The sequence below is a fragment of the Sphingomonas sp. LT1P40 genome (assembly GCF_036663835.1).
Classification (GTDB): Bacteria; Pseudomonadota; Alphaproteobacteria; order Sphingomonadales; family Sphingomonadaceae; genus Sphingomonas.
On sequence record NZ_JAXOJT010000001.1, the window covers coordinates 1,880,963 to 1,905,351 of the forward strand.

Below are 24,389 nucleotides of genomic sequence, written 5' to 3' on the forward strand. Positions count from 1 at the left end.
GAGTGGGTTAGTTCGATCCACAGTGGATCAATTGTGGCGCCATTACCGCGATAGCCATCCTACGCGGCGGCGCTTTGCTCGACACTGCCGCGCCCGCGCCGTTTCGCCCGGTACAGCGCCTGATCGGCCTCCATCAGCAACTGCTCCAGATCGCGGGTGCGATCGGTGGCGATGACGGTGCCGATACAGGTCGAGATTTCGATGACATGCCCGCCGATCGTGAACGGTCGCCGCAGCGTGGCGACAAGACGCTGGGCGAGCAGTTCGGACTCTTCGCTCCGCCGCAATCCGCTCTGGATGATGGCGAACTCGTCCCCGCCCAGCCGCGCGGCTATGTCCGCAGGCCGCAGTGCGTCGGACAATCGCTCGCCCACCGCCCCCAGCAACGCGTCGCCCACCGGGTGGCCGTAACGGTCGTTGACCGGCTTGAACCCATCGAGATCGAGATAATGGACGGCGATCGCGCCAGTGTCAGGCCCCAGCGTGAATGCCGCCTCGAACCATTCGCGCAGGCCCAGTCGGTTAGGCAACGCCGTCAGCCCGTCCTGTCGCGCCAGCGAGGCAAAGGTCACGCGCTTGCCGATTTCGGCCATCGTCGTGCGGTTTCGCGCGATCACATTCTGGGCGCCGCCCGCCAGCAATGCCGCCGCCGCGATGCTCATGCCCAGATAGAGTATGTCGCCCTTTATCGCCGCGATCACGATCGTCGGGCCGATCGCCAGCAACATGCTCGGGATGGCAATGCCCGGACGCAGCCCCACGCCGGCCGCCGCACCCGCGCAATAGCCGACCATCACACACACCGCGAGGACATGCGCCTCGGGCAGTGCGAGCGTAAAGACGCGCGCGCCGAACACCCCCAGACAGGCGGCAAAGGCGAGATAGGTCACGGCAAAGCGCCGCTCGATCAACCGCGCGCGCAACGGGGCAAGATTATCCGAAAGCGCCTCGCGCCGATACCATCCCACCGTCACCAACCGCGCCAGACTGGCCGCGATCCCGGCGACACCGGTGGCGATATGGACCGCGTCCAGATGGCGCGTGCCGATCAGCACGAACGCCAGCGTGAACACGGACGACATAATCAGCGGGGCCAGCGGAGTAGCGAACAGGCTGCGCACCAGTTCGACATAGACCACGTCATTCAACTTCTGCGCACGTTCAACCACCGCGCGGCTTCCTCCTGCGATCCGGCACCTTCATGCCATTCAGGAGGTTAACGTTATGGTGGCGTATCGATTGGAGGAGCGTTCGGGTTAGACTGAGCATGTTGCCTGCGCTACGCATGCTCATATGCGAGAACATGTTTGGCCCGCGTTTCCGCTGATGATCGCCGATCCCGCATGCGCATGTGAAAGCGGAATGCAGCCCAGCCGGGGAAAGCATCGTTGAGCGCGTTGCCTGGTCACTTGCGGACCCTGTTGCGCGACGCCCGCCAGCAGATCGCCGACGGCAATACAGCTGCCGCCCGGTCCCAGCTACGTAGCGCCGAAGCATTGGCACCCTCCCCCACCGCATGGCGAGCGATCGCCGACTTGTGGCATGCGGCAGGCGACGCCATAGCGGGCGGCGCGGCGCATTTGCGTGCGCTCAAGGCATCGACCGGCGACCCCGATCTGGTCACGGCGGCGGAAGCGTTGCGCCGCGACGAACTGGGCATCGCCGAACCGCTGCTCCGCGCGCGACTCAAGGCGCAGCCCACCGACGTCGCCGCGATCCGCATGCTCGGCGAACTGGCGACCCGGCTGGGGCGATATGGCGATGCGGAGAAGCTGCTGGTGCGCGCGCTGGAGCTGGCGCCCGCCTTCACCCCGGCGCGCCATAACCTCGCCGTCGTGCTGCACCGGCAGGCGCGATCGGAGGAATCGCTCGCCCATGTCGAGCAATTGCTCCACGAGGACGCGCGCAACCCCGCCTATCGCAATCTCAAGGCCGCGCTACTGGTGCGGATCGGCGATTACGACGCCGCGATCGATATTTATCGCGCCGTGCTGGCCGAGCTTCCGCGCCAGCCCAAGGTCTGGATGAGCCTTGGCCATGCGCTCAAGACGGTCGGTCGCGTGCCCGACAGCATCGCAGCGTACCGGACGAGCATCGAACAGCTTCCCACGCTGGGCGAAAGCTGGTGGAGCCTCGCCAACCTCAAGACATTCCGCTTCACGACGGACGATATCGCAGCGATCGAAGCGCAGCTCGCCGGTGCCGCGCTGACCCCCGACGATCGCTTTCATTTTGAGTTCGCGCTGGGCAAGGCGCTCGAGGATGCTGGCGACTACGCCGCGTCCTTCTCCCATTATGCGGCGGGCAATCGTCAGCGGCGCGCGCTGATTGAGTATGATCCCGAAGAACTGAGCGATCAGCGTCGTCGCGGCGAAGCGCTGTTCACCCCGGATTTCTTCGCGGCGCGGCCGGGGGGCGATCCCGCGCCCGACCCGATCTTCATCGTCGGATTGCAACGATCGGGATCGACGCTGGTCGAACAGATCCTCTCCAGTCATCCGCTGGTCGAGGGCACCATGGAACTGCCCGACCTGCCCGCCATCGCGCGCAAGCTGGCCGGCCGCAAACGCAAGGGCGAGACAACGCAATATCCCGAAATTCTCGCCGACCTGAGCGTCGAAGAACGCACCGCGCTCGGCCGCGAATATCTCGAGGCGACGCGCATTCAGCGCAAGACCGATCGCCCCTATTTCATCGATAAGCTGCCCAATAATTTCGCGCATGTCGGGCTGATCCGGCTGATCCTGCCGCATGCGAAAATCGTAGATGTGCGGCGGCATCCGATGGCGTGCTGTTTCTCCTGCTTCAAACAGCATTTCGCACGGGGTCAGGCGTTCAGTTACGACCTGACCGAACTCGGCCGCTATTACAGCGACTATGTCGGCATGATGGACACGATCGACCGTGCGCTCCCCGGCCATGTCCACCGCGTCCTTTATGAGGAACTTGTCGCGGATCTGGAGGGCCAGGTGCGCCGTCTGCTCGATTATCTCGCGCTGGAATTCGACCCCGCCTGTCTCGCCTTCCACCGCACCGAACGGGCGGTGCGAACGCCAAGCGCCGAGCAAGTCCGCCAACCGATCTATGCCGACGCGGTCGAACAATGGCGGCATTTCGCGCCGTGGCTGGGGCCGCTTGAAACCGCGCTGGAGCCGGTGCTGCGGCAGCGTTGATGCAGGCGCGCAACAGGTTCTGTACGATCGTATAGTTGTGTTGTGCGTCGCACAAGAATCCGCTTGACAGCATAACGGTAGCGTAACAGCTTTGTAACACAGCTTAACGGGGGGCCGTGTGATGACCGCTACTGTGGTGTCGAAATCGCTCTGGATGGCGGGGCTTCTCGCCTCTACCGCAATGGTCCCGGCAACGGCGCTGGCGCAAAGCGCACCGCCTGACGATGACGACGAGATCATCGTCACCGCGCAAAAGCGTGAGCAGAACCTCCAGGACGTCCCGCTCTCGATCACCGCGATCGGGACCGAGAAGCTTGAACAGCTCAACGTTTCCGACTTCGACGATTATGCCCGCTATTTGCCGTCGCTATCCTATCAGACCGCCGGCCCCGGCGCGTCGGCCGTGTACTTCCGCGGCATCGCCTCGGGCGAGACGATCAACCATTCGGGCCAGTTGCCCAGCGTCGGCACCTATCTCGACGAAGCGCCGATCACCACGATTCAGGGCGCGCTTGACATCCATGTCTATGACATCGCACGGATCGAGGCGCTGGCCGGACCGCAGGGCACGCTTTACGGTGCCAGCTCGCAGGCCGGCACCGTTCGCATCATCACCAACAAGCCGGACACCAGCGGCTTTTACGGATCGGCGGCCGGCGAGGTGAACTTCGTCGCGGATGGCGGCATCGGCTATGTCGGCGAAGGCTTCGTCAACTTACCCGTCAGCAGCAACATCGCGCTGCGCGTCGTCGGCTGGTACGAGAAAAAGGCCGGTTTCATCGACAACATCCCGGGCACGCGCGTCTTCCCGACGCTCAGCCCCGGCGGCGACATCCCCGGCACCAACACGGTAACCAACACCGCCTTTGTCGAGGATGACTATAACGAAGTCGAAATCTATGGCGGCCGCGCCGCGCTGAAGATCGACCTCGACGACAGCTGGACCGTGACCCCGCAGGTGATGGGACAGGTGCAGAAGACTCAGGGCACCTTCGCCTATGAACTCGGTCTGGGCGCGTACAAGGTTCAGCAGTACAATCCCGAATCCTCGCGCGACAAATGGATTCAGGCCGGGCTGACGATCGAGGGCAAGATCGGTAGCTTCGACGTCACCTATGCCGGCACCTATCTCGACCGATTGGTGACCAGCGCCAACGACTATTCGGACTATGCCTATTATTACGACGCGCTGTTCGGTTATGGTGCTTATTATGTCGACAACGCCGGCAATCCGATCTCGAACCAGCTGTTCGAGGGCCGCGACGCCTTTACCAAGCAAAGCCACGAGCTGCGCTTCAACTGGGAAAGCGGTCCGGCCCGGCTGATCTTCGGCGGCTTTTATCAGCGCCAGACGCATAATATTCAGCAGGTCTACAAGATTCCGGGCTTTGCGGACGCTTATGAAGTGCCCGGCTGGACCGACACGATCTGGCTGACCAAGCAATATCGCGTCGATCGCGACTATGCCGTGTTCGGCGATCTGACCGTCGATATTTCGCCAAAGGTCAGCGCGACGCTCGGAACGCGCGTGTTCAAGTACAAGAATTCGCTGGTCGGCTTCTTCGGCTATGGCGCAGGCTTCTCGAGCGGGACCGGCGAGGCGGCGTGTTTCGCGCCTTCCGTGGTCGCGGGCAGCCCGTGCACCAACCTCGACAAGGTGTCGGAGGATTGGGGCTTCATCCACAAGATCAACCTGACCTACCGACCGGTCGACGACGTCATGCTCTATGCCACCGCTTCGCGCGGTTTCCGACCCGGTGGCATCAACCGGCGCGGCACGCTGCCGCCATTCGGTGCCGACTTTATCGACAATTATGAGATTGGCTGGAAAACGAACTTCGGGCCGCTGCGCTTCAACGGCGCAGTGTACCAGCTCGACTGGACCAATATGCAATTCTCCTATCTCGGTGCCAACGGGCTGACCGAGATCAAGAATGCCGGCAATGCCCGCGTGCGCGGCGTTGAGGTCGAGTTTGCCGGTCGTCCGGCACCGGGTCTGACCTTCTCGGTCTCCGGCGCATATAACGACGCCAAGCTGGTCGGACCCTATTGCCTGATCTCAGGCATGGCGACCTGTACCGGGCCGGGCAATGTCGAGCTGGCCCCTGCGGGCACGCGACTGCCGATCACGCCGAAGTTCAAGGGCAACGCGCAGGTCCGCTACGAAATGCCGGTGGGCGGCGATGCCAAAGCCTATGTTCAGGGCGCGTTCGTCTATCAAAGCGAGGTTGTGTTCGACCTGCGCACCGCGGCGCGCGCCGCGTTCGGCACGCAAAAGGGCTATGGCACCTTCGACTTCTCGGCCGGGGGTGAGGTCGCCGGTCTAAAAGTCGATGTCTATTTGCGCAATGCGTTCGACGTCGTTGCCGGGGTCTATCGCACTGCGCAATGCGGCGTCGGCACGTGCGGCGGGACGCTCTATAATTACCCGATCCAGCCGCGAACCATCGGCATCAAGGTCGGCAAGGACTTCTAGGATTTACGCCACCGCCCCACCGGGCCATTCTCGGCGCGGGGGATAGAGATGAGCGCGGACAAGCGACCGTTTGGCATCTGGACCGCGACCGCGATGGTGGTCGGCGGGATGATCGGCGCGGGCATATTTCAGCTGCCCGCGCTGATCGCGCCCTATGGCTGGATCGCGGTCATTGCGTGGGTCATCAGCATCTCCGGCGCGCTCGCCATCGGCTATGTGATGGCCATGCTCAATCGGGCGATCCCCGACCAGACGGGCGCGGTTGCGGTGACCGGCGCAGTCTTGGGACCCGCCACAGGCGCGTTGGTCGGGTGGAGCTACTGGATTTCCAACTGGACCGCGGTGGCGGCGATTGCCGGATCGGCAGTCGGCTATCTGGGGGTGCTGGAGCCGTGGTTCGTGGCATCGCCGCTCAACAGCGCGATTGCGACGGCCGCGCTGATCTGGCTGTTCACCCTGACCAACATGGCAGGGGCTCGCCTGGCGGGGCGGATTCAGGTCGTGACGACCGTGCTGAAGCTCATCCCGCTGATCGTCGTGATCGGGATCGTGCTGTGGCTCGCCGGATCGGGTCGGGCGAGCGCACCGGTCTGGCCCGGCACCGGACCGGGCTATGGCGGGCTGACCGCGGCGGTGACGCTGACGCTATTCCCGCTGGTCGGCTTTGAAGCGGCGGGGCTGATTGCCTCGCGCGTCAGGGATCCGGCACGCAACGTGCTGCGCGCGACGATGATCGGCACGGCACTGGTCGGGCTGCTTTATATCGTCGTGAGCACGGGCATTGCATTCGGCCTTCCTGCCGACAAGGTTGCCGGATCGACCGCGCCGTTCGCACTGTTCGTCGAGACCTATTTGGGGAGCGGAGCGGGCAAGTTCATCGCTGCGTTCGCCGCGATCTCCGCGATTGGTGCGCTCAATTGCTGGGTGCTGGTGCAAGGCGAGTTGCCGCTGGGCATGGCGCGCGCGGGGCTGTTGCCGTCGTGGTTCGGCCGGGTCAATTCAAAGGATGCGCCGGTGGTGGGGCTAATATTGGCGAGCATCCTCGCCACGCTACTGGTCGCCTCCACCGCCGATCGGAGTCTCAGCAAAGCGCTGGAGTTTGCGATCCTGCTGACCACATCGTCGGCACTCTGGTTCTACCTCGCAATTTGCGTCGCCGGCCTGGTGCGCCGCGTGGCGCCAGTCCCCGCCGCGCTCGCTTTGCCCTTCTGCCTGTGGGCGCTGTGGGGCGCGGGGATCGAGGCAAGCGCATGGAGCCTCGCGCTGATGCTGACGGCGGTGCCGTTATACTGGTGGGCGCGGCGAGCGACTTGACGCTGCGGTAACACGGTGGCATTGGCCGCCCCGCTATGAACATCGTCCGCGCCACCAGCTATCGATATTACCGCGTCATCTGACGGGGCGATGTTGCGCGCCCCGGATATGGGGCGATCTTGCGTGAAATATTTCAGCTAAATTCCAGCATATCCGGTCGCTAAGCGCGCTCGCCCCGAACTTGTATTCGGGAGGGTAAAGCCAGTAGTTCTGGCAGCGGGACTGTAAATCCCGCCCTTCGGGGAGTGGAGCGTAACCACACCCTCCCACCAGTTTACCCAAACAACCGCCTCAACACTGACCGGTCCCGCAATATCTCATGCGCCGCATTATGCCCCGGCGCGCCGGTGACGCCGCCGCCGGGGTGCGTGCCCGATCCGCACATATAAAGCCCCTTGATCGGCCCGCGATAATCGCCGTGGCCCAGCATCGGGCGTGCCGCCCAAAGCTGATCCAGCGACATATGGCCGTGCATGATATCGCCGCCGATCAGCCCGAACTTGCGCTCCAGATCGAGCGGCGAATGGATTTGCGTCGCAATGATCGCCTTGCGGAAATTGGGCGCGTGCTTCGTGACCGTATCGATAATGACATCCGCCGCCTTTTCGCGCTCGTCGTCCCACGACCGACCGTCAGGCAGTACCGGCGCGAATTGCTGGCAGAACAGCGACGCGATGTGCATCCCCGGCGGCGCTAGGCTATCGTCGACGCTGGTCGGCAGCTTCATCTCGACGATCGGTTCGTCCGACCAGCCCTTGGCCTTCGCGTCGATGAACGCCTTGTCCATATAGTCCAGCGTTGGCGAGATGATGATCCCGGCGGTGTGATGCTCGGCTTTTTCCTTGCCGGGCAGCACGGTGAAATCGGGGAGTTCGGACAACGCGACGTTCATGCGGAACGTGCCCGATCCGGCCTTGAACCCGTCCATCCGCCGCGCGAACGCTGGCGCGAGGTCAGCGCGATCGATCAGTTGGCGATACAGCAACGCCGGCCCGACATTGGCCGACACGATATCTGCGACGATCTCCTCGCCGCTCTCCAGCCGCACGCCCGCGACCTTGCTGCCATCCACCAGCACCTTCGCAACCGGTGCGTCCACGCTGATCTCGACGCCAGCCTCGACACACGCCTCGGCCATATATTGCGTGATCGCGCCCATCCCGCCGACGCTGTGGCCCCACATGCCCTTCTTGCCGTTGATCTCGCCGAACACATGGTGGAGCAGCACATAGGCCGACCCCGGCGTGTCCGGGCTGGCATAATTGCCGACGACCGCGTCGAAGCCGAACGCGGCCTGGATGAACGGATGTTCGTACCAGCCGTCGAGAAACCCGCGCGCCGATTTGACGAACAGGTCCATCACGTCGCGCTGCGCCTCGATATCCATCCCCGCCAGCCGCTTGCCCTGAACCGCCGCCGCCAGCAGCGCACGCAGCCCGCCCCCGGCATTGGGTGGCGTCTTCAGCGCCATGTCGCGCAGCACCTCGGCCACCCGCTCCAGCGCTTCCTCATATTTCGGGAAGGTCTCGGCGTCCTTCTGCGAGAAGCGCGCAAACTCCGCCTGCGTCCGCGCGGTGCCACCGCCCAGCTTCAGATAGCCGCCTTCATGCGGAAAGAAATTGCTGATCGTCCGCTCGATAATCCGCCAGCCGCGCTCGTGCAGCCGCATGTCCTTGATGACCTTGGGCCGCAACAGGCTGACCGTGTAGCTGGCGGTCGAGTTGCGGAAACCGGGATGGAATTCCTCGGTCACCGCAGCGCCGCCGACGATCCCGCGCCGTTCGAGCACCCGGACCTTCAGCCCCGCGCGCGCGAGATAAAAGGCGCAGACCAGTCCGTTATGCCCGCCACCGATGATGAGTGCGTCGTATCTTTTGGTCATGCTTTCCCGCCCCTCAGATCAATCAATGCCGCGCGGCCGCCGCGACCACCCCGGTGCCGGCGCACGGTGCAGCCGCGCCTCCGGGATCAGCCCGCGAATCTTTCGTGCAAAGCTGCGCAGGCACACCTCGCTGTCGCCGATCGGCCCGACCGTGTAGCTTTTCGACGCCATGCCGCGCTGCACGTTGGTGATGAGCCAGGTATCCTCGGCATTGACCACGCGGTTGATCCGCCAATTGGCATAGCGGACCAGCTTCATCGTGCGATCCGCACCCGGCAGCGCGAACGCCATTTCGCGCAGCACGCAGCTGTTCGGCCCGGTCGGCAGCCACTGCATGAAATCGATCTGGTCGGCGTAAATGTCGAACGCCTGGTTCGGCCACAATTTATAATAGAGCCACAGCCGCTGATGGCTGTCGGGCAGATGCTCCACGCGCGGCAGATACTTCTGATAGACTGCTTCCCAGAAATTCGAGCGCGGGCTGTCGGCCAGATAGCCCGACATCTTGTCGACCCAGGGCTGCGCCTCGATTCCATAGCTCTTGCCGAACAGCCGGGTGAGGCCGGCGTGCGCGACCGGGATGTGCAGCCCGTCGGAATAATTGTCGCCGACATTCTTCCAGTTCACCTCGCGGTCGCGCAGCTTGACGGGACTGATCGTGCGCATGTCAGCGAACCGGTACGGCGCGATCTCGGCATCATAGGGCGCCATCATCGCCGCCACCGAAGGCCCACCGCGATCCTCCAGCCGAACAAACACGAACCCCTGCCACACTTCGACCTCGACCGGGGCCAGACCATTGTCCTTCAGCTCCAGGGTTGAATAATCGCCGCGCATCGGCACGCCGGTCAGCCGCCCGTCGGTCTCATACGACCAGGCGTGATAGGGGCAGATCAGCTTCTTCGCGCACCCGCTCGGCCCATCGACCAGCCGCATCGCGCGGTGGCGACAGACATTGGCAAAGGCGCGGATCAACCCGTCCTGCCCACGAATGGCGATCACGCTCTCGCCGATATAATCCAGCGTATGATAGTCGCCCGCGCCCGCGATATCGCTCTCGTGGCAGACGATCTGCCATGACGGGCGGATAACGCGATCGACCTCGACCTCGAAATATTCGGGGTCGGTATAGAGCCATCCGGGCAGGCTCAGATTGTCGTCGGGGTCGGTCCCCGCAGCGTCCGCGAAGCGATGGGCCATGGGTGGCTCCCGATGTTGTTGTACGATCGTATAACAGGGGCACGTGCAACGCAACCCGCATCTGCTATGGGAAGGACATGACCAGCCCCGCCTTTCGCCGCGCCGAACCCGATGCGCGCCGCCAGAGCCTGATCGAAGCCACCGCGCGCGTCCTCGCCGATCGCGGTGCGGCCGGCGTGTCGGTGCGCACGATCTGCGCGGAAGCCGCTGTCTCGCCGGGGCTGCTGCGGCATTATTTCGACGGCATCGATGCGCTGATCGCCGAAACCTATGCCTGGACCGGCGATGTCGTGGACGCAGCATTGCAAGCGGCGGTGGATTCGGCCGGAACCGACGCCCGCGCACGGCTGATGGCTTATGTCACCGCGAGTTTTCGCGCCCCAATCGCCGATGGCGGTTTGCTCGCTACCTGGATCGCCTTTTGGAGCCTGACGCGATCGAACGCGCGGATGGAGGCGATGCACCGCCAGGTCTATGCCGAATATCTGCAAGGGCTGGAGCGGTTGCTGGCCGAATGCGGCGTCGCGCGTGCCGACACGCGGATGAATGCGGTGGCGATGACCGCACTGGTCGACGGCCTGTGGCTGGAGCTGTGCCTCGCCCCCGGCACGTTCACGCCCGAGGAGGCCAGCGCCGCCGCCGAACGCTGGATCGCCAAGCTGCTGGACTAAGGGTCGCTTATTCTCTCCTTATTCTTAGCCCTCTCCCGCTCTTCGCGGGAGAGGGTTGGGTGAGGGCCTTCTTCTTGAACCTCGCCGCATGAAAAGAAAGAAGGAGACCCTCCCCAACCCCTCCCGCGAAAGCGGGAGGGGCTAAAGATTACTTCGCTAACTCCCGCAACACCGTCTCGAAAAACACGATCGACGGCCCGATCTCGCTCACCGGCGTGCGCTCGTTCAGACCATGCGCGAATGAGTCCGACGTCTTCATGAACCCCGGGCTGACCCCATAGCTCGGCACGCCGCGCGCGCGGAAATGCATCGAATCGGTCGCACCCGCCGACATGCTCGGCACCACCGGCACGCCGGGGAAGCGCGCATGGATCGCCTTCGTCACGACCTTCATCAAATCGGGACGCAGCGGCGAAGCGTCGCTGGCGACCGACCCGCTCCCGATCTCGCGGATCGTCATCGCCGGATCGCCCGCCACCTCGGCCAGCTTGGCCATCACATCGGCGACCTTCACGCCGGGAAAGATGCGACAGTTCACATTGGCGCTCGCCCGCTGCGGCAGCGCATTGGGCGCATGCCCCGCACTCGCCATCGTCGCAACGCAGGTGGTGCCGACCTGCCCGACATAGGCCGGGTCGGCGCGCAGCACCTTGAGCGCCTCCGGGTCAGCGGGGTTCGCAACAAAGCGCCGCATCGCCTCTCCTTTCGCCCCGCCGGTCTGGTCGGCGGCCGCCAGCAGCGATGCTTTGGTGATCTCGTTCAGCTGGCCGGGGAATTTATACGCCTCGATCTTTTCCAGCGCGCGGGCCAGCGAATAGATCGGGTTGGTCGCATCCGGCGCGCTCGAATGGCCGCCGGGATCGGTAAAGCCCAGCTCGAAATCGGCATAGGTCTTCTCCGCACCCTGCAACCCGAACACTTCCGGCTTGCCATCCTCGGCATATTTGCCGCCGCCGCCGTCGATATTGAGCAGCAATTCGGCCTGGTCATACTTCGCCGCGAGCATCGCCGTCGTCTTCATGCTCGTCTCTTCGTCGCCCGACAGCAGCATTACGATGTCGCGGCCGGGCTTGAAGCCCTTCGCCTTCAGCTGGATCAGCGTGGCAACCATGATCGACAGATCGGCCTTGTTGTCGCTCGACCCGCGTCCCCAGACGAAGCCTTTCTCGACCACGGCGGTGAACGGATCGCGCTCCCAATCGGCCGGTTTGGCCTCCACCACATCCATATGCGCGGAGATGAGGATCGGCTTGGCGCCGCCCTTCGCCTTGCCCGTCCCGCGATAGCGCGCCGCGAGCCAGGCCGTGTCGCCCACCTTCTCGATGATGATATCTTCCGGAGCGAACCCGCCTGCGACCAGCACCGATTTGAGGTAGGTCGCATATTCAAAGGTCTGGTTGCCCGCTCCGGCCACGGTGCGGAAACCGATGCTGCGCTTTAGCACGTCGAGCGCCTGCGCCTCGCCTGCTACTGACTTGTCCTGTGCGACGGCGGGTGTGGCGAGCGCGACCGCGAAAATGGCCGTCATTGCGATGCGCTTCATGCCCTTGCTCCCTTGTTACACGACTGTAAAACTAGCCGCGTCCGACGACAGGTCAACGGGGAAGCCAGATGACAGCACGATTCATTTACTGCGTCACGGCCTTCCTCCTGCTTCTCGCCACGCCTGCAGCGGCGCAGACCAGTTATGTCCATGCGGGCAAGCTGATCGACGTGCTGACGGACGCAGTCCGCACCGACCAGCTTATTACGATCCGGGACGAACGCATCGTCGCGGTCGGCCCGTGGACTGGCGCGCCGAGCGATGGCCCGGTGACCGACTGGTCGAAACTCACCGTCCTGCCCGGCCTGATCGACATGCACACCCATCTCGCCGACTTCGCCGACTCGAACCCCGGATCGGTGCTGATGCATTCGGCGGCAGAGGCGGCGCTGAAGGGGGCAGACAATGCGCGCGCGACGCTGCGTGCCGGCTTCACCACCGTCCATGACGTCGGCGCTTATCGCGGCCTGACCGATGTCGCCCTGCGCGATGCAATCAACGCCGGTTGGGTGCCGGGTCCGCGCATGAACGTCGTCGGCGCATACATCACCGTGCCCGGCGGCGGCGGCGACATCACCGGCTTCGCGCCCGATGTCGGCGTGCCCTCCGACATGCGCTTCGGCGTGTCCGCGACCCCCGACGATGTCCGCCGCAACGTCCGCTTCCTGCTCCAGAAGCGCGTCGATTCGATCAAGCTGATCGCCAGCGGCGCAGTGCTGGCGGTGGGCAGCGAGCCGGGTCGGCTGGAACTGTCCGTCGAACAGATCCGCGCTGCCGTCGAGGAAACCCGCGCGAACGGCGGCTACGTTACCGCGCACGCGCACGGGGCCGAGGCGATCAAGGTCGCGCTGCGCGAGGGCGTTCGCTCGATCGAACATGCCAGCCTGATCGATGCCGATGGGATCGCGCTCGCCAAGGCCAAGGGCGCGTGGCTGGTCATGGACATCTATAATGGCGACTATATCGACACCGAAGGCCGCAAGGCGGGTTGGCCCGCCGAATATCTGCGCAAGAATCTGGAAACCACCGACGCGCAGCGCGTCGGCTTTCGCGCGGCGGTAAAGGCGGGGGTGAAGATCGCCTATGGCACCGACGCCGGCGTCTATCCGCACGGCCAGAACGCTCGGCAATTCGCCTATATGGTCCGCTATGGCATGACGCCGATGCAGGCGATCCAGTCCGCCACGACCGTCGCCGCACAGGCGCTGCGCTGGGAAAAGGATATCGGTGCCATTACCCCGGGACGGTTCGCAGACATGGTCGCCGTAGCCGGCGATCCGCTGGCCGATATCGGTGTGCTCGAGGATGTGGCGGCGGTGATGAAAAGCGGTGTCGTGGTGCGCTGAAATCATCGCAGAAAACGCGAAAACCGCGCCGCATCCCGCGCATTTCTGCGGCTTGCATGATTCTCAACATGAAATGGTGCCGCTTACAGGACTCGAACCTGTGACCCCCGCATTACGAATGCGATGCTCTACCAACTGAGCTAAAGCGGCATACCCGGCGCGCCGCCGGGGAAGGTGGCGGCGCTTAACAGCCTCTTTGTTAGCTGACAAGCGTTGCCGAAGCGTTGAGATGCACCGCGCCTTTACGCAACATTTACCATGGCATGCGCAGACTCGCAGATGTTCAAGGGCAATGGCCCTTAGTGGAGCATGTGCATGGATACCGCCCGCGGACTCGACGACCGCCTCGATACCGGCCCGGATGACACCGAAGCGGACGATTCCGGCGTCAACGAACACCGGCTCGATATCGGCACCGATGAGCGGCGCATGCATGTGCGCGCGTATAATCATTGGGTGTCGCTGCTGCGCGGTCGCGCCTATCCGGCGATCGAAGATCTCGATCCCGAAAGCATTATCGATTTCGGCCCGCACAGCGTGCTGCTCGACTTTTCGGGCGGAATCGAGAACCCGGCAATTCGCTATCTCGGCCGTTCGCTGCGCGAGGAATGCGGCGTCGGTGCCGACATTGTCCATGTCGGCGAAGTGCCCAGCCGTTCTTTGCTGTCGCGGCTCACGGACCATTATCTTCAGATCATCGCCAACCGCGCACCGATCGGCTTCGAGGCCGAATTCGTCGGGCAACGCGGCCACAACACCCTCTATCGCGGCATCCTGATGCCCTATTCCTCGGACGAGGATGCCATCGATTTCATCTATGGCGTCATCAACTGGAAGGAAATGGTCGATGCCGAGACCCAGGCACGGCTGGAGCGTGAGGTCGAGGCGGCCCGCCGCGCCGTCCCGCTGCCGACCAGCGCCACGCCGGTATGGGCCGACGGCCCCAGCGCCGGGATCAGCGCCGACGTGCCTGAACCCGCGTTCGAGCATGACCTGGTGCCGCATGACGACGTCACCACGGTCCCGGAAACGCTCGCCGCCCGTCTGATGCTCGCGCGCGAAAGCGCCGCCGCCGCCCGCGCCGCCGATACGCGCAGCCGCTCGTCGCTCTATCGCGCACTGTCCCGTGCTTATGATTTCGCCTGCGCCGCCGACACCGATGCCGACAGCTATGCCGTGCTGCTTGCCGACGCCGACATCACGGTCCAGGCACGCGCGCCGATGACGGCGGCGGCCAAGCTCGTTTTCGGCACCGGCTATGACAAGACCCGCCTCACCGAATTCGCCGCCGTGCTCAGCCATGCGCAGCGTAACGAAGTACCGGAAGGCAGCCTCGACGCCTTCCTCACTGCCGCACCCGGCGGGATCAAGGCGGTGGTCAAGGCCGAACGCGCGCTGCGCAAGCCCGCTGTCCAGCCCGATCTGTTCGAGCGTGCACGCGAGGAATTGCGGTTGCGCCCCTCGCTCGGTCATGTCGAGATCGCGGCGGGCGACCATGAATTCGTGGTCCTGCTCGCGCGAGCCGGAACCGACGGCATGCTGGAGGTCGTCGCCAATCTCGACGACGACACCGCGCTGGCCGAGCGAGCAGTGCGCAAGGCGGCGGCTTGAACCTACAGCGCGACGCAGCTTTGTGACGGCACAAGCGACTTCACCGCAATTTAGTCTCAAATGTTACGGTGCGATGCAGCAAGCCTTGAGCCTTCGCGCGCACAGGCGCATAGCGCGGCACGATGAGCAAGACCCCGATCAAGTCGCTTGCCGAGGCTCTGAAGACCCGGCTTACCGATGGTGCACTCCCCGGAGAGCTTGAAGGCTTCGACGACGCCGCGCGCGCCGCCGCCGCCCGCTTTGTGGCGGAGGCCGCCGCCACCCGCGCCCCCGGCACCCCCGGCATCGCGCTGGAAACCGGCCTGAATGAAGACGGTCGCGCCATGCGCCTCGCCATCGTCAATGACGACATGCCGTTCCTGGTCGATTCGATCTCCGCCACCATCGCCGCGCACGACATCGCGATTCGGCGCGTGATTCATCCAGTGGTCGCGGTTGAGCGATCCGGCGACGGATCGCTCGCGGGCATCGGAAGCGGCGGAATGCGCGAATCGATGGTCTATATGGAACTGGAGCGCGCCGACGCCCGCGACCGCACCGGCCTCGTCCGCGATCTCGAACGCAACCTTCGCCATGTCCGTGCCGCCGTCACCGACTGGCCGGAATTGCGCCGCGCGATGAGCGAGGACACCAACCGCGTCGGCGATCCGGAGGGCGCATCGCTGCTGCGCTGGTTCCAGGGCGGCAGCATGACGTTGGTCGGGCATGAGAACTGGCACCGCGACGGCAGCATCACCGAACCGTCCGGCATTTGTCGCGCCGACCTCGATATGCCGTTGCTGGCGGAAGGGTCGCGCCAGCTCGCACTCGACTGGTTCGACAAGGGCGGTCAGCCACCGCTGTTGCTGAAGTCCAACGTCATTTCCACCGTCCATCGCCGCGCGCCGCTCGATCTGATCATCATACCGCTGCGTGACGGGGGTACGATCACCGGCCTGTCGATCCATGCCGGGCTGTGGACCAGCGCCGCGCTGCATTCGACGCCGGAGGAAGTACCGGTGCTGCGTTCGCGCATCGCCGCGCTCGAATCGAAATTCGGCTTCGATCCGCGCGGCCATACGGGCAAGGCGCTGGCGCACGCGCTGACCGGCTTGCCGCACGACCTGACCACCGCGTTTCAACCCGAGGCGCTGGAGGCGATCGCGTTGACCGCCATGTCGGTGACCGACCGCCCTCGCCCGAAACTGGTGCTGATCCGCAGCACGCTGGGCCGGCATCTGTTCGCGTTCGTGTGGCTGCCGCGCGACGATGTTTCCACCGGCCGCCGCGTCGCCATCGGCGAAATGCTGGAACGCAATGCCAATGCCAGCCAGCTCAGCTGGTCGATCGACCTTGACGATGGCCCGGTCGCATTGCTGCGCTACACGCTCGATCTGCGCGGCGAAGGGCGGATGCCCGATGCCGCCGCGCTCGATATCGAACTCGAACGCATGGTGCGCGGCTGGTTGCCTGCCGTTGAATCCGCACTGGCGGAAAGCGGCTTGGCACCTACTCGCGCCGCCCGGCTGGCACTGCGCTACGCCGCCGCCTTCCCGTTCGGTTACCGCAATTCCAGTACGCCGGAGGAGGCGGCGCGCGATATCGTCCGCATCGCCGGGCTTGGCGACACCGATGCCCGTTCGGTTCGCATCTTCGATTCCGGCGACAGCCTGCGCATCAAGCTCTATCGCCTCGGCGGCCCGCTGCCGCTGTCGGACGCGGTGCCGGTGTTCGAAAATTTCGGCTTCCGTGTGATCGAGGAAATCCCGACCGTCCTCCCCGGCGACCCCGCCGCCTATATCCATGATTTCGAGGTCACGCTGACCGGCAAGCTCAAGGGCGAAGTCGCGGTGGTCGAAGACGCCATCGCGGCGGTGCTTGAAGGCGCTGCCGAAAACGACGCCTTCAACCGTCTCATCGTCGAATCCGGCATCGCCCCCGCCTCGGTCGTGTTGCTGCGCGCGTGGTTCCGTTACCTGCGCCAGACCGGCCTGTCCTATGGTCTGGTTACGGTGGTCGAGGCTTTACGCCGCGCCCCCGCCGTCGCCGCCGCTTTGGTCGATCGCTTCGCCGCCGCGCATGATCCCGCGCGCACGGACGGCAGTATCGACGCGGTCAAGGCTGCCGACGCCGCTATCGCCGCCGGACTCGACGACGTTTCCGCGATCGACGACGACCGCATCCTGCGCGCGCTTTATGGGGTTATCCGCGCCACGCTGCGCACCAACGCCTTCGCCCCCGCCGCCGCCGAAGCGCTCGCGTTCAAGATGGACAGCGCGCTTGTCCCCGGCCTCCCCGCCCCGCTGCCGTGGCGTGAAATCTGGGTGTACTCCCCTCGCGTCGAGGGCATTCACCTGCGCGCCGGCCCTGTCGCCCGCGGTGGCTTGCGCTGGTCCGACCGCCGCGACGATTTCCGCACCGAAATTCTCGGGCTGATGAAGGCCCAGCGCGTCAAGAATGCCGTCATCGTCCCCACCGGGGCCAAGGGCGGCTTCTATCCCAAGAACCTGCCCAGCCCCGCACTCGACCGCGACGCTTGGTTCGAGGAGGGCAAGGAAAGCTACCGCATTTTTATCCGGTCGTTGCTGTCGATCACCGACAACATCGTGTCGGGCGCGGTCGTGCATCCTGACAGCGTCGTCATCCATGACGGCGAAGACCCCTATTTCGTCGTCGCGGCGGACAAGGGCACGGCGACCTTCAGCGACGTTGCCAACGCCATCGCCATCGACCGCAATTTCTGGCTGGGCGACGCCTTCGCCAGCGGCGGATCGGTTGGTTACGATCACAAGGCGATGGGCATCACTGCCAAGGGCGCGTGGATTTCGGTCCAACGCCACTTCCTGGAAATGGGCGTCGACGTTCAGACGCAGCCGATCAATGTCGTCGGTTGCGGCGACATGTCGGGCGACGTCTTCGGCAACGGCATGCTGCTGTCAAAGGCGCTGAAGCTGGTCGCCGCGTTCGACCACCGCCACATCTTCCTCGACCCCGCGCCCGATCCCGCTGCCAGCTGGGAAGAGCGCAACCGCATGTTTGCGCTCCCCCGCTCCAGCTGGGCCGATTACGATCCCGGCCTGATCTCGAAGGGCGGCGGCATTTACTCGCGCACCGAAAAGATCATCAAGCTGTCGCCGCAGATCCGCGAAGTGCTCGGCATCGAAGCGAGCGAGATGGAACCCGGCGCGCTGATCTCGGCGATCCTGAAGGCACCCGCCGACCTGATCTGGTTCGGCGGCATCGGCACCTATGTGAAGGCTGCCGCCGAAGCGCATGTCGAAGTCGGCGATCCCGCCAACGACCGGCTGCGCGTCAATGCCGAAGAACTGCGTGCCAAGGCCATTGGCGAGGGCGCAAACCTGGGCGTCACCCAAGCCGCGCGCATTTCCTTCTCGCTGCGCGGCGGACGCATCAACACCGACTTCATCGACAATTCGGCGGGCGTCGATTGCTCGGATAACGAGGTTAACATCAAGATCGCGCTCAACCGCGAGGTGATCGAGAACCGCTTGAAGATCGAGGATCGCAACACGCTGCTGGTGTCGATGACCGACGATGTCGCGCATCTGGTGCTTGAGGATAACCGCCTCCAGACGCTCGCGCTCTCCTTCCTCGAAAATGACGGCGCGGTCGCCGTGCCCAGCTTCGTGCGCCTCACCGAAATCCTCGAGAGCTCCGGCCGCCTCGACCGCGCGGTCGAGGGGCTGGCGACCAACGAGGATTTCTTGCGCCGTGCGCAGGAGGGTCGCGGCCTGACCCGGCCCGAGTTGGCGGTACTGCTCGCCACGTCGAAACTGGCGCTGCAGGACGCGATCGAGGACGGCGGCCTCGGCCTCGACCCCGAGCTCGAACCCGATTTGATCGCCGCTTTCCCGACAGCCATGCAGAAGAAGTTCCGCAAGGCGATCGAGGAACACCGGCTGCGCGGTGAGATCGTGGCGACCAAGCTCGCCAACCGCATCGTCAACCGGCTCGGCGTGCTCCACCCGTTCGAGCTGGCTGAGGAGGAAGGCGCATCGCTGCGCGACATCGCCATGATGTTCGTCGTCGCTGAACGCCTGTTCGGTCTCCAGCCGCTGTGGGAAGCGATTGAGACCGGCGCGATGAGCGAAAGCGCGCGCATCGCCCTGCTCGAGGAAGTCGCCGTCGCCACGCGTTCGCAAATCGCCGATCTGTTGCGCGTATGCCGCCCCGGCGACTCCCCGGCGGAGGTCATCGCGCGCCTCAAACCCGGCATCGCTGCGCTCGACCGGCAAGCCAAGAAGCTGCTCAAGGAAGAGGCGCGCGCGCAATCGGGCCGCATCGCCATGCGGCTGGAGGAAGCCGGCGCGCCGCACGATCTGGTCGTCAAGATCGTCCGCATCTTCGAGCTCGACGGCGCGGTCGGCCTCGCCGATCTTGGCCAGCGGCGCGGCATCGACGAAACCGAACTGACCCACGCGTTCACGCAACTGGGTCAGGCCCTAGGTCTCGACTGGGCACAGGCGGTGGCGGCCCGCGTCGTCGCGGGCGATCCGTGGGAACGCCTGCTGATCGCCGGTCTCGCCCGCGATTTTCAGCAGTTGCGCCTCGAATTTCTGGCTCGCAGCACGGGCGACGATCCACGCGCCGCAGTCGGCTCCTGGCTCGCCGAACAGGCACCGCGCGTCGCCCAGTTCGCCGCAGTGGTGGATCGCGCGCGCAAGGCACCGGCACCCAATGCCGCGATGCTGGCGCAGATCGCGGGACAGGCGCGCGTACTTTTGGGACGCTGACAATAGGCGATGCTCGCAATCGCAGCATTTACGGTTAGGTAAAGCATTACAACGGGCGTAAACACCGGCCGCGCGCCCGTGCGCACCACTTGGAGACGTGTCGTCGAAACGCGCCTGATCTTGGCTTATGGCCTGCTCGCTATCCTTGCAGTTGGCGGAGCCGTGTTCGCGCGGATGATGTGGTATCGCTCGCGCGGGCAACGCATGGCCCGTGACAGGAAGCGCGATCAGGCGCGCGCCGAGACTCGCCGCGAACAATATAAGCGCGATCAGGCCGAGAGCTGAAAGCCGGACTTCGCGCCGTGTGCGTTGCAATTGCGAATCGTTCTCGCTAATCCCGCGAACGACTCGCAACTGGAACGCGCCGCTTCATGCATGGAACGACCCCGGCCCCCCGCAAACGCAGCCGGAAATCCTTCTGGCTGAAGCAGCTGCACACCTGGCACTGGATCAGCTCGGCGGTCAGTCTGGTCGGGCTGCTGCTGTTCGCCATCACCGGCTTCACGCTCAATCACGCCGCCGAGATCGAAGGATCGCCAACAGTCGTTGAGCAAAAGGCGCAACTCCCCGCCCCGTTGCTCGCCACGATCAAACCCGATGACGCGCCGGATGCGAAAAAGCCGCTCCCCACCCCGGTCGCCGACTGGGTTAAAACCAACCTCCCCGTGACCCGCGCCACCGGTATCGCGGACTGGTCATCCGGCGAAATCTACCTCGCCCTTCCCCGCCCCGGCGGCGACGGCTGGGTGGCGATCGACCGCGAGACCGGCGAGATTACCACCGAAGCCACCGATCGCGGCTGGATCGCGTGGCTGAACGATCTGCACAAGGGGCGCAACAGCGGCACCGTGTGGAAATGGTTCATCGACATCTTCGTGCTCGCCTGTGTCGTGTTCTCGCTGACCGGCCTCGTGCTGCTGCAAATGCACGCGAAGAGCCGCCCCAGCACCTGGCCGCTGGTCATCGCCGGTCTCGTCATCCCCGCCATCCTCGCCATTTTCTTCATCCATTGACGGAGCATCCCATGCACATCCGCCTCACCGGCCTTACCGCCACCGCGCTCGGCGCTGGCCTGTTCGCACCCGGCATGGCCGCCGCGCAGACCCTCGATGTCAGCGTCACCATCCCGCGCCTGACCGTCGCCGAATATCACCGGCCCTATGTAGCGATCTGGCTGGAGAAAGAGGGCAGCCCGGCAAAGTCGCTGGCCGTCTGGTACGACGACGACATGAAGGCGAACGAAGGCACCAAATGGCTGCGCGACGTCCGCCAGTGGTGGCGTGCCTCGGGCCGCACGATGCGCTTCCCCGCCGCCGGTGTCACCGGCGCGACCAAGGCACCCGGCACGCACAAGGTCAGCTTCAAGCCGCCGCTCTCGCCCGGCAACTATACATTGGTGGTCGAGGCCGCACGCGAAGTCGGTGGCCGCGAACTGCTCCGCCTGCCCTTCTCGCTGCCCAAGGGCGGGACCGTCCGCGCCGCCGGAAAATCCGAACTGGGTGCCGTCACGCTCACCATCAAGCGCTAACAGGGGAACGCAATCATGAAACTCCGCAACACGCTGATCGCCGCCGCCGCGACAGTCGCCATCGCCATTCCCGCCACCGTGCAGGCGCATCGCCAGTGGATGCTGCCCTCGCTCACCGTCGTCTCGGGCGAGGGCGACGATGTCTGGGTCACGGTCGACGCCGCCGTCTCCAACGACCTGTTCTACTTCGAACATCAGCCGCTGCGCGCCGATGTCAGCGTCCTCCTGCCCGACGGCACGCCGGGTGAGATCAAGAACAAGGGTCAGGGCCGCTATCGCTCGACGTTCGACGTCCAGATCCAAAAGCGTGGCACCTACAAGATCTTCTATGCCACCGACGGCGTGATGGGCACGTACAAGCTGAACGGCGAGGAAAAGCGCCTGCCGCGCGGCACCACCACCGCAACGCTTGCCGCAGCCATTCCTGCCGGTGCCACCGACGTTCAGACCAGCGAGAGCAGCAACCGCAACGAAATCTTCGTCACCGCTGGCGAACCGACCGACACCGTGTTCAAACCGACCGGCAAGGGTATCGAACTGGTCCCCGTCACCCACCCCACCGACCTTGTCATGGGTGAGGACGCGACCTTCCAGTTCCTGCTCGACGGCAAGCCTGCTGCGGGTCTGCCGGTTACCGTCATCCCCGGCGGCATCCGCTACCGCGATCAGCTCCGGCAACAGGATTTGAAGACTGGCGCGGACGGCAAGGTCACGGTCAAATGGACCGACCCCGGCATGACCTGGATCAACGTCACCACCCCGCGCACCGAGCGTGAGGAGGGCGCCCCCCCTGCCCCCGGCGGTCGCCGTGCCAGCTATGTGACGACGCTTGAGGTGATGGCGCCCTGACGCCGCCGCGCCCGGAACCCCGCATCGCCATCCCCGCCACCCTGTCCGCCGCTGCCTTCCACCGGCGGCGGGCACAGGCGGGGGTGCGTGAGCTCGACGGCGTGACGATGGGGACCAGCTGGTCGGCAAAGATCGTCGATCCGCCGCGCGGCATCGCGGCGGAAATCGCCACCGTCCTCGACACCGTCATTACCCAGATGAGCCAGTGGGAGTCCGCGTCGCAGCTCAGCCGCATCAACGCCACCACCCCCGGCAGCTGGCACCCGATCGCCCCCGAATTCGCGCATGTCATGACCGCCGCGCTCGACATCGCCGATCGATCCAACGGCGCGTTCGATCCCGCTATGGGCGTTCCCGCCAATCTCTGGGGCTTCGGCCCGTCCGGCCCGCGCAGTGACACCCCCACCGAAGCCGAAATCACCGCCGCCCATACCGCCTCGGGCCGCGATGCGCTCGACTTCGATCCGCTGCTGCTTCGCCTTCGCCGCACCCGCGCCGTCCGGCTCGACCTGTCCGGCATCGCCAAGGGTTACGCCGTCGACACCGTCGCCGCGCGTCTCCGCGCGCTCGGCTGCGCTGATTTCCTCGTCGAGATCGGCGGCGAGCTGGTCGGTGCAGGCATTCAGCCCGATGGCCAGCCGTGGTGGGTCGATCTGGAGACCCCGCCCGGCACTGCGTTTGCCCCGCTACGCATCGCCCTGCACGGCATCGCCGTCGCCACCAGCGGCGACTACGCCCGCGCGTTCGAGGCGGACGGCACCCGCTATGCCCACACGATCGATCCGCGCACCGGGCGACCCATCACCAACCATGTCGTATCGGTCACCGTCATCCATAACCAATGCATGCATGCCGACGCCTGGGCCAGCGCGCTCACCGTCCTCGGCCCGGATGAGGGAATGGCGCTGGCAGAGCGCGAAGGGCTGGCGGCGCACATGCTCGTCCGCAAGGCCGGGCAGCCCCGAGAGCTGCTCTCGCTCGCGCTGCTGGGCATGCTCGGCTGAACTCTAAGCCATAGGCTGACTGCAAACGGGGCACTTATCGACGATCGCACTGCTCATCGGCCATTTACGTGATGCCACCCGCTCATTTCCCAAACTGACGCCGCAATTTGCGCAGCGCATGAAAATCAGCGGCGCGATGTTTAATACCGGAATCGTAAGCGACCACACCGATTGGAACAGCAGCATCTCCACCAATGGGAGAAACGGCGTGAAATTGGCCATAGTGATGGCAGTTTTCAGAAGTGTTCGTTTCACCTTCATTGCATCACTATGCCGCGCTAGGCCTAAGGTGGGAACGTCGGATTTCAGCTTAGACGTGCGCGCACTGAAGTGACGGTCAGGCGTCCGCCCAGCGCCGCAACAAATTGTGATAAACCCCCGTCAACTCGATCACCGACCGATCGGCCCCGCCCAGCTGCCCGGTCAGCCGCTGCACATTCTGGTCCAGGTCGAACAGGATTCGCCGCGCGCCATCGTCGCGGACCATCGACTGCAGCCAGAAGAAGCTCGCCACCCGCACCCCGCGCGTCACCGGCGTCACATGGTGCAGGCTGGACGAAGGATAGACCACCGCATGTCCGGCGGGCAGTTTCACGCGCTGCACCCCGAAATGATCCTCGACCGTCAGCTCACCGCCATCATAGGCCGCCGGGTCGTCCAGAAAGATCGTGATCGACAGGTCGCTGCGAATGCGGAACTCGGTCCCGCGCTGAATGCGGATCGCATTGTCGACATGCGTCCCGAACGTCTGTCCCTCGCCATAACGGTTGAACAAGGGTGGAAACACCTTCAGCGGCAGTGCTGCCGCGAAGAACAGCGGCGAGCGGCCCAGCGCATCCAACACGATCGCGCCTGCCTCGCGTGCCGCCGCGCTCCCCTCGGGCAGTTGCTCGTTCTTCTTGACCAGCGCCGACTGATGGCCCGATGTAACGTTGCCATCCACCCATTCGGCGGCGTCGATGATTCTCCGCACCCGCGCAACCGCGTCGACATCGAGCAGTTCGGGAATGGCGATCATCATCGGTAGCGCATAACCTTCATCCGTTGGAGCGGGCAATG

Annotated in this window: 18 protein-coding genes and 1 tRNA gene; 12 read left to right on the top strand and 7 right to left on the bottom strand. The window is 64.8% G+C overall.

Going from position 1 to position 24,389, the window contains the following annotated elements:
• Positions 1 to 59: 59 nt before the first annotated feature.
• A complete protein-coding gene (locus U1702_RS09420) occupies positions 60 to 1,169 on the bottom strand; it encodes a diguanylate cyclase domain-containing protein (protein ID WP_332723759.1) in 1,110 nt (369 codons plus the stop codon).
• 240 nt (positions 1,170 to 1,409) lie between these two features.
• Here U1702_RS09420 and U1702_RS09425 point away from each other — a divergent pair, with 240 nt between their 5' ends.
• The 3 genes from U1702_RS09425 (at position 1,410) to U1702_RS09435 (ending at position 6,963) form a co-directional block, all read left to right on the top strand.
• Positions 1,410 to 3,173, top strand: a complete 1,764-nt coding sequence (locus U1702_RS09425; RefSeq protein ID WP_332723760.1) for a tetratricopeptide repeat-containing sulfotransferase family protein — start codon at positions 1,410 to 1,412, stop codon at positions 3,171 to 3,173.
• 121 nt (positions 3,174 to 3,294) lie between these two features.
• On the top strand, positions 3,295 to 5,649 hold the full coding sequence (locus U1702_RS09430; RefSeq protein ID WP_332723761.1) for a TonB-dependent receptor: 2,355 nt from the start codon (positions 3,295 to 3,297) through the stop codon (positions 5,647 to 5,649).
• A 48-nt stretch (positions 5,650 to 5,697) separates the two neighbouring features.
• Entirely contained in the window at positions 5,698 to 6,963 is a 1,266-nt protein-coding gene (locus U1702_RS09435) for an amino acid permease (RefSeq protein ID WP_332723762.1), read from the top strand.
• Between the two features lie 274 nt (positions 6,964 to 7,237).
• Here the strand turns inward: U1702_RS09435 and U1702_RS09440 are convergent, their stop codons facing one another.
• Both U1702_RS09440 and U1702_RS09445 read right to left on the bottom strand, forming a co-directional pair.
• A complete protein-coding gene (locus tag U1702_RS09440; RefSeq protein WP_332723763.1) occupies positions 7,238 to 8,845 on the bottom strand; it encodes a phytoene desaturase family protein in 1,608 nt (535 codons plus the stop codon).
• Between the two features lie 18 nt (positions 8,846 to 8,863).
• Positions 8,864 to 10,045, bottom strand: coding sequence for an aromatic ring-hydroxylating oxygenase subunit alpha (locus tag U1702_RS09445; RefSeq protein ID WP_332723764.1), 1,182 nt, complete (start codon positions 10,043 to 10,045; stop codon positions 8,864 to 8,866).
• 77 nt (positions 10,046 to 10,122) lie between these two features.
• Here U1702_RS09445 and U1702_RS09450 point away from each other — a divergent pair, with 77 nt between their 5' ends.
• Positions 10,123 to 10,716, top strand: a complete 594-nt coding sequence (locus tag U1702_RS09450) for a TetR/AcrR family transcriptional regulator (protein ID WP_332723765.1) — start codon at positions 10,123 to 10,125, stop codon at positions 10,714 to 10,716.
• 148 nt (positions 10,717 to 10,864) lie between these two features.
• On the opposite strand, the gene U1702_RS09455 is transcribed toward U1702_RS09450, so the two are convergent.
• Entirely contained in the window at positions 10,865 to 12,259 is a 1,395-nt protein-coding gene (locus U1702_RS09455) for a M20/M25/M40 family metallo-hydrolase (protein WP_332723766.1), read from the bottom strand.
• A 68-nt stretch (positions 12,260 to 12,327) separates the two neighbouring features.
• Here U1702_RS09455 and U1702_RS09460 point away from each other — a divergent pair, with 68 nt between their 5' ends.
• Positions 12,328 to 13,605, top strand: coding sequence for a Xaa-Pro dipeptidase (locus U1702_RS09460; RefSeq protein ID WP_332723767.1), 1,278 nt, complete (start codon positions 12,328 to 12,330; stop codon positions 13,603 to 13,605).
• A gap of 74 nt (positions 13,606 to 13,679) precedes the next feature.
• Here the strand turns inward: U1702_RS09460 and U1702_RS09465 are convergent.
• Positions 13,680 to 13,755: transfer RNA gene (locus U1702_RS09465), tRNA-Thr, on the bottom strand.
• Positions 13,756 to 13,920: 165 nt separating this feature from the next.
• Here U1702_RS09465 and U1702_RS09470 point away from each other — a divergent pair.
• The 7 genes from U1702_RS09470 to U1702_RS09500 all read left to right on the top strand — a co-directional run bounded on the left by U1702_RS09470 (position 13,921) and on the right by U1702_RS09500 (position 23,330).
• Entirely contained in the window at positions 13,921 to 15,216 is a 1,296-nt protein-coding gene (locus tag U1702_RS09470; RefSeq protein WP_332723768.1) for a PAS domain-containing protein, read from the top strand.
• A gap of 122 nt (positions 15,217 to 15,338) precedes the next feature.
• Positions 15,339 to 19,949, top strand: coding sequence for an NAD-glutamate dehydrogenase domain-containing protein (locus U1702_RS09475; RefSeq protein ID WP_332723769.1), 4,611 nt, complete (start codon positions 15,339 to 15,341; stop codon positions 19,947 to 19,949).
• Between the two features lie 78 nt (positions 19,950 to 20,027).
• Positions 20,028 to 20,234: a hypothetical protein gene (locus U1702_RS09480; RefSeq protein WP_332723770.1), complete on the top strand. Its 207-nt coding sequence runs from the start codon at positions 20,028 to 20,030 to the stop codon at positions 20,232 to 20,234.
• A gap of 86 nt (positions 20,235 to 20,320) precedes the next feature.
• Positions 20,321 to 20,962 (top strand): PepSY-associated TM helix domain-containing protein, encoded by a 642-nt coding sequence (locus U1702_RS09485; protein ID WP_332723771.1) that lies wholly within the window; start codon positions 20,321 to 20,323, stop codon positions 20,960 to 20,962.
• A gap of 11 nt (positions 20,963 to 20,973) precedes the next feature.
• Entirely contained in the window at positions 20,974 to 21,477 is a 504-nt protein-coding gene (locus tag U1702_RS09490) for a DUF2271 domain-containing protein (protein WP_332723772.1), read from the top strand.
• Positions 21,478 to 21,492: 15 nt separating this feature from the next.
• Positions 21,493 to 22,326: a DUF4198 domain-containing protein gene (locus tag U1702_RS09495; RefSeq protein WP_332723773.1), complete on the top strand. Its 834-nt coding sequence runs from the start codon at positions 21,493 to 21,495 to the stop codon at positions 22,324 to 22,326.
• Between the two features lie 83 nt (positions 22,327 to 22,409).
• The gene (locus tag U1702_RS09500; RefSeq protein WP_332723774.1) at positions 22,410 to 23,330 is read left to right on the top strand and encodes an FAD:protein FMN transferase; all 921 of its coding nucleotides are present in this window, start codon (positions 22,410 to 22,412) and stop codon (positions 23,328 to 23,330) included.
• 3 nt (positions 23,331 to 23,333) lie between these two features.
• Here the strand turns inward: U1702_RS09500 and U1702_RS09505 are convergent, their stop codons facing one another.
• Positions 23,334 to 23,552 carry a hypothetical protein gene (locus U1702_RS09505; protein WP_332723775.1) on the bottom strand — a complete coding sequence of 73 codons (219 nt, stop codon included), beginning with the start codon at positions 23,550 to 23,552 and terminating at the stop codon, positions 23,334 to 23,336.
• 115 nt (positions 23,553 to 23,667) lie between these two features.
• Positions 23,668 to 24,351 carry a Fe2+-dependent dioxygenase gene (locus U1702_RS09510; protein WP_332723777.1) on the bottom strand — a complete coding sequence of 228 codons (684 nt, stop codon included), beginning with the start codon at positions 24,349 to 24,351 and terminating at the stop codon, positions 23,668 to 23,670.
• Positions 24,352 to 24,389 lie beyond the last annotated feature (38 nt).

Excerpts from the sequence above, each read along its gene's own strand:
- U1702_RS09430 (WP_332723761.1), top strand. The coding sequence starts at position 3,295 with ATGACCGCTACTGTGGTGTCGAAATCGCTCTGGATGGCGGGGCTTCTC.
- U1702_RS09435 (WP_332723762.1), top strand. The coding sequence starts at position 5,698 with ATGAGCGCGGACAAGCGACCGTTTGGCATCTGGACCGCGACCGCGATG.
- U1702_RS09440 (WP_332723763.1), bottom strand. The coding sequence starts at position 8,845 with ATGACCAAAAGATACGACGCACTCATCATCGGTGGCGGGCATAACGGA.
- U1702_RS09445 (WP_332723764.1), bottom strand. The coding sequence starts at position 10,045 with ATGGCCCATCGCTTCGCGGACGCTGCGGGGACCGACCCCGACGACAAT.
- U1702_RS09450 (WP_332723765.1), top strand. The coding sequence starts at position 10,123 with ATGACCAGCCCCGCCTTTCGCCGCGCCGAACCCGATGCGCGCCGCCAG.
- U1702_RS09455 (WP_332723766.1), bottom strand. The coding sequence starts at position 12,259 with ATGAAGCGCATCGCAATGACGGCCATTTTCGCGGTCGCGCTCGCCACA.
- U1702_RS09460 (WP_332723767.1), top strand. The coding sequence starts at position 12,328 with ATGACAGCACGATTCATTTACTGCGTCACGGCCTTCCTCCTGCTTCTC.
- U1702_RS09470 (WP_332723768.1), top strand. The coding sequence starts at position 13,921 with ATGGATACCGCCCGCGGACTCGACGACCGCCTCGATACCGGCCCGGAT.
- U1702_RS09475 (WP_332723769.1), top strand. The coding sequence starts at position 15,339 with ATGAGCAAGACCCCGATCAAGTCGCTTGCCGAGGCTCTGAAGACCCGG.
- U1702_RS09485 (WP_332723771.1), top strand. The coding sequence starts at position 20,321 with ATGCATGGAACGACCCCGGCCCCCCGCAAACGCAGCCGGAAATCCTTC.
- U1702_RS09490 (WP_332723772.1), top strand. The coding sequence starts at position 20,974 with ATGCACATCCGCCTCACCGGCCTTACCGCCACCGCGCTCGGCGCTGGC.
- U1702_RS09495 (WP_332723773.1), top strand. The coding sequence starts at position 21,493 with ATGAAACTCCGCAACACGCTGATCGCCGCCGCCGCGACAGTCGCCATC.
- U1702_RS09505 (WP_332723775.1), bottom strand. The coding sequence starts at position 23,552 with ATGGCCAATTTCACGCCGTTTCTCCCATTGGTGGAGATGCTGCTGTTC.
- U1702_RS09510 (WP_332723777.1), bottom strand. The coding sequence starts at position 24,351 with ATGATGATCGCCATTCCCGAACTGCTCGATGTCGACGCGGTTGCGCGG.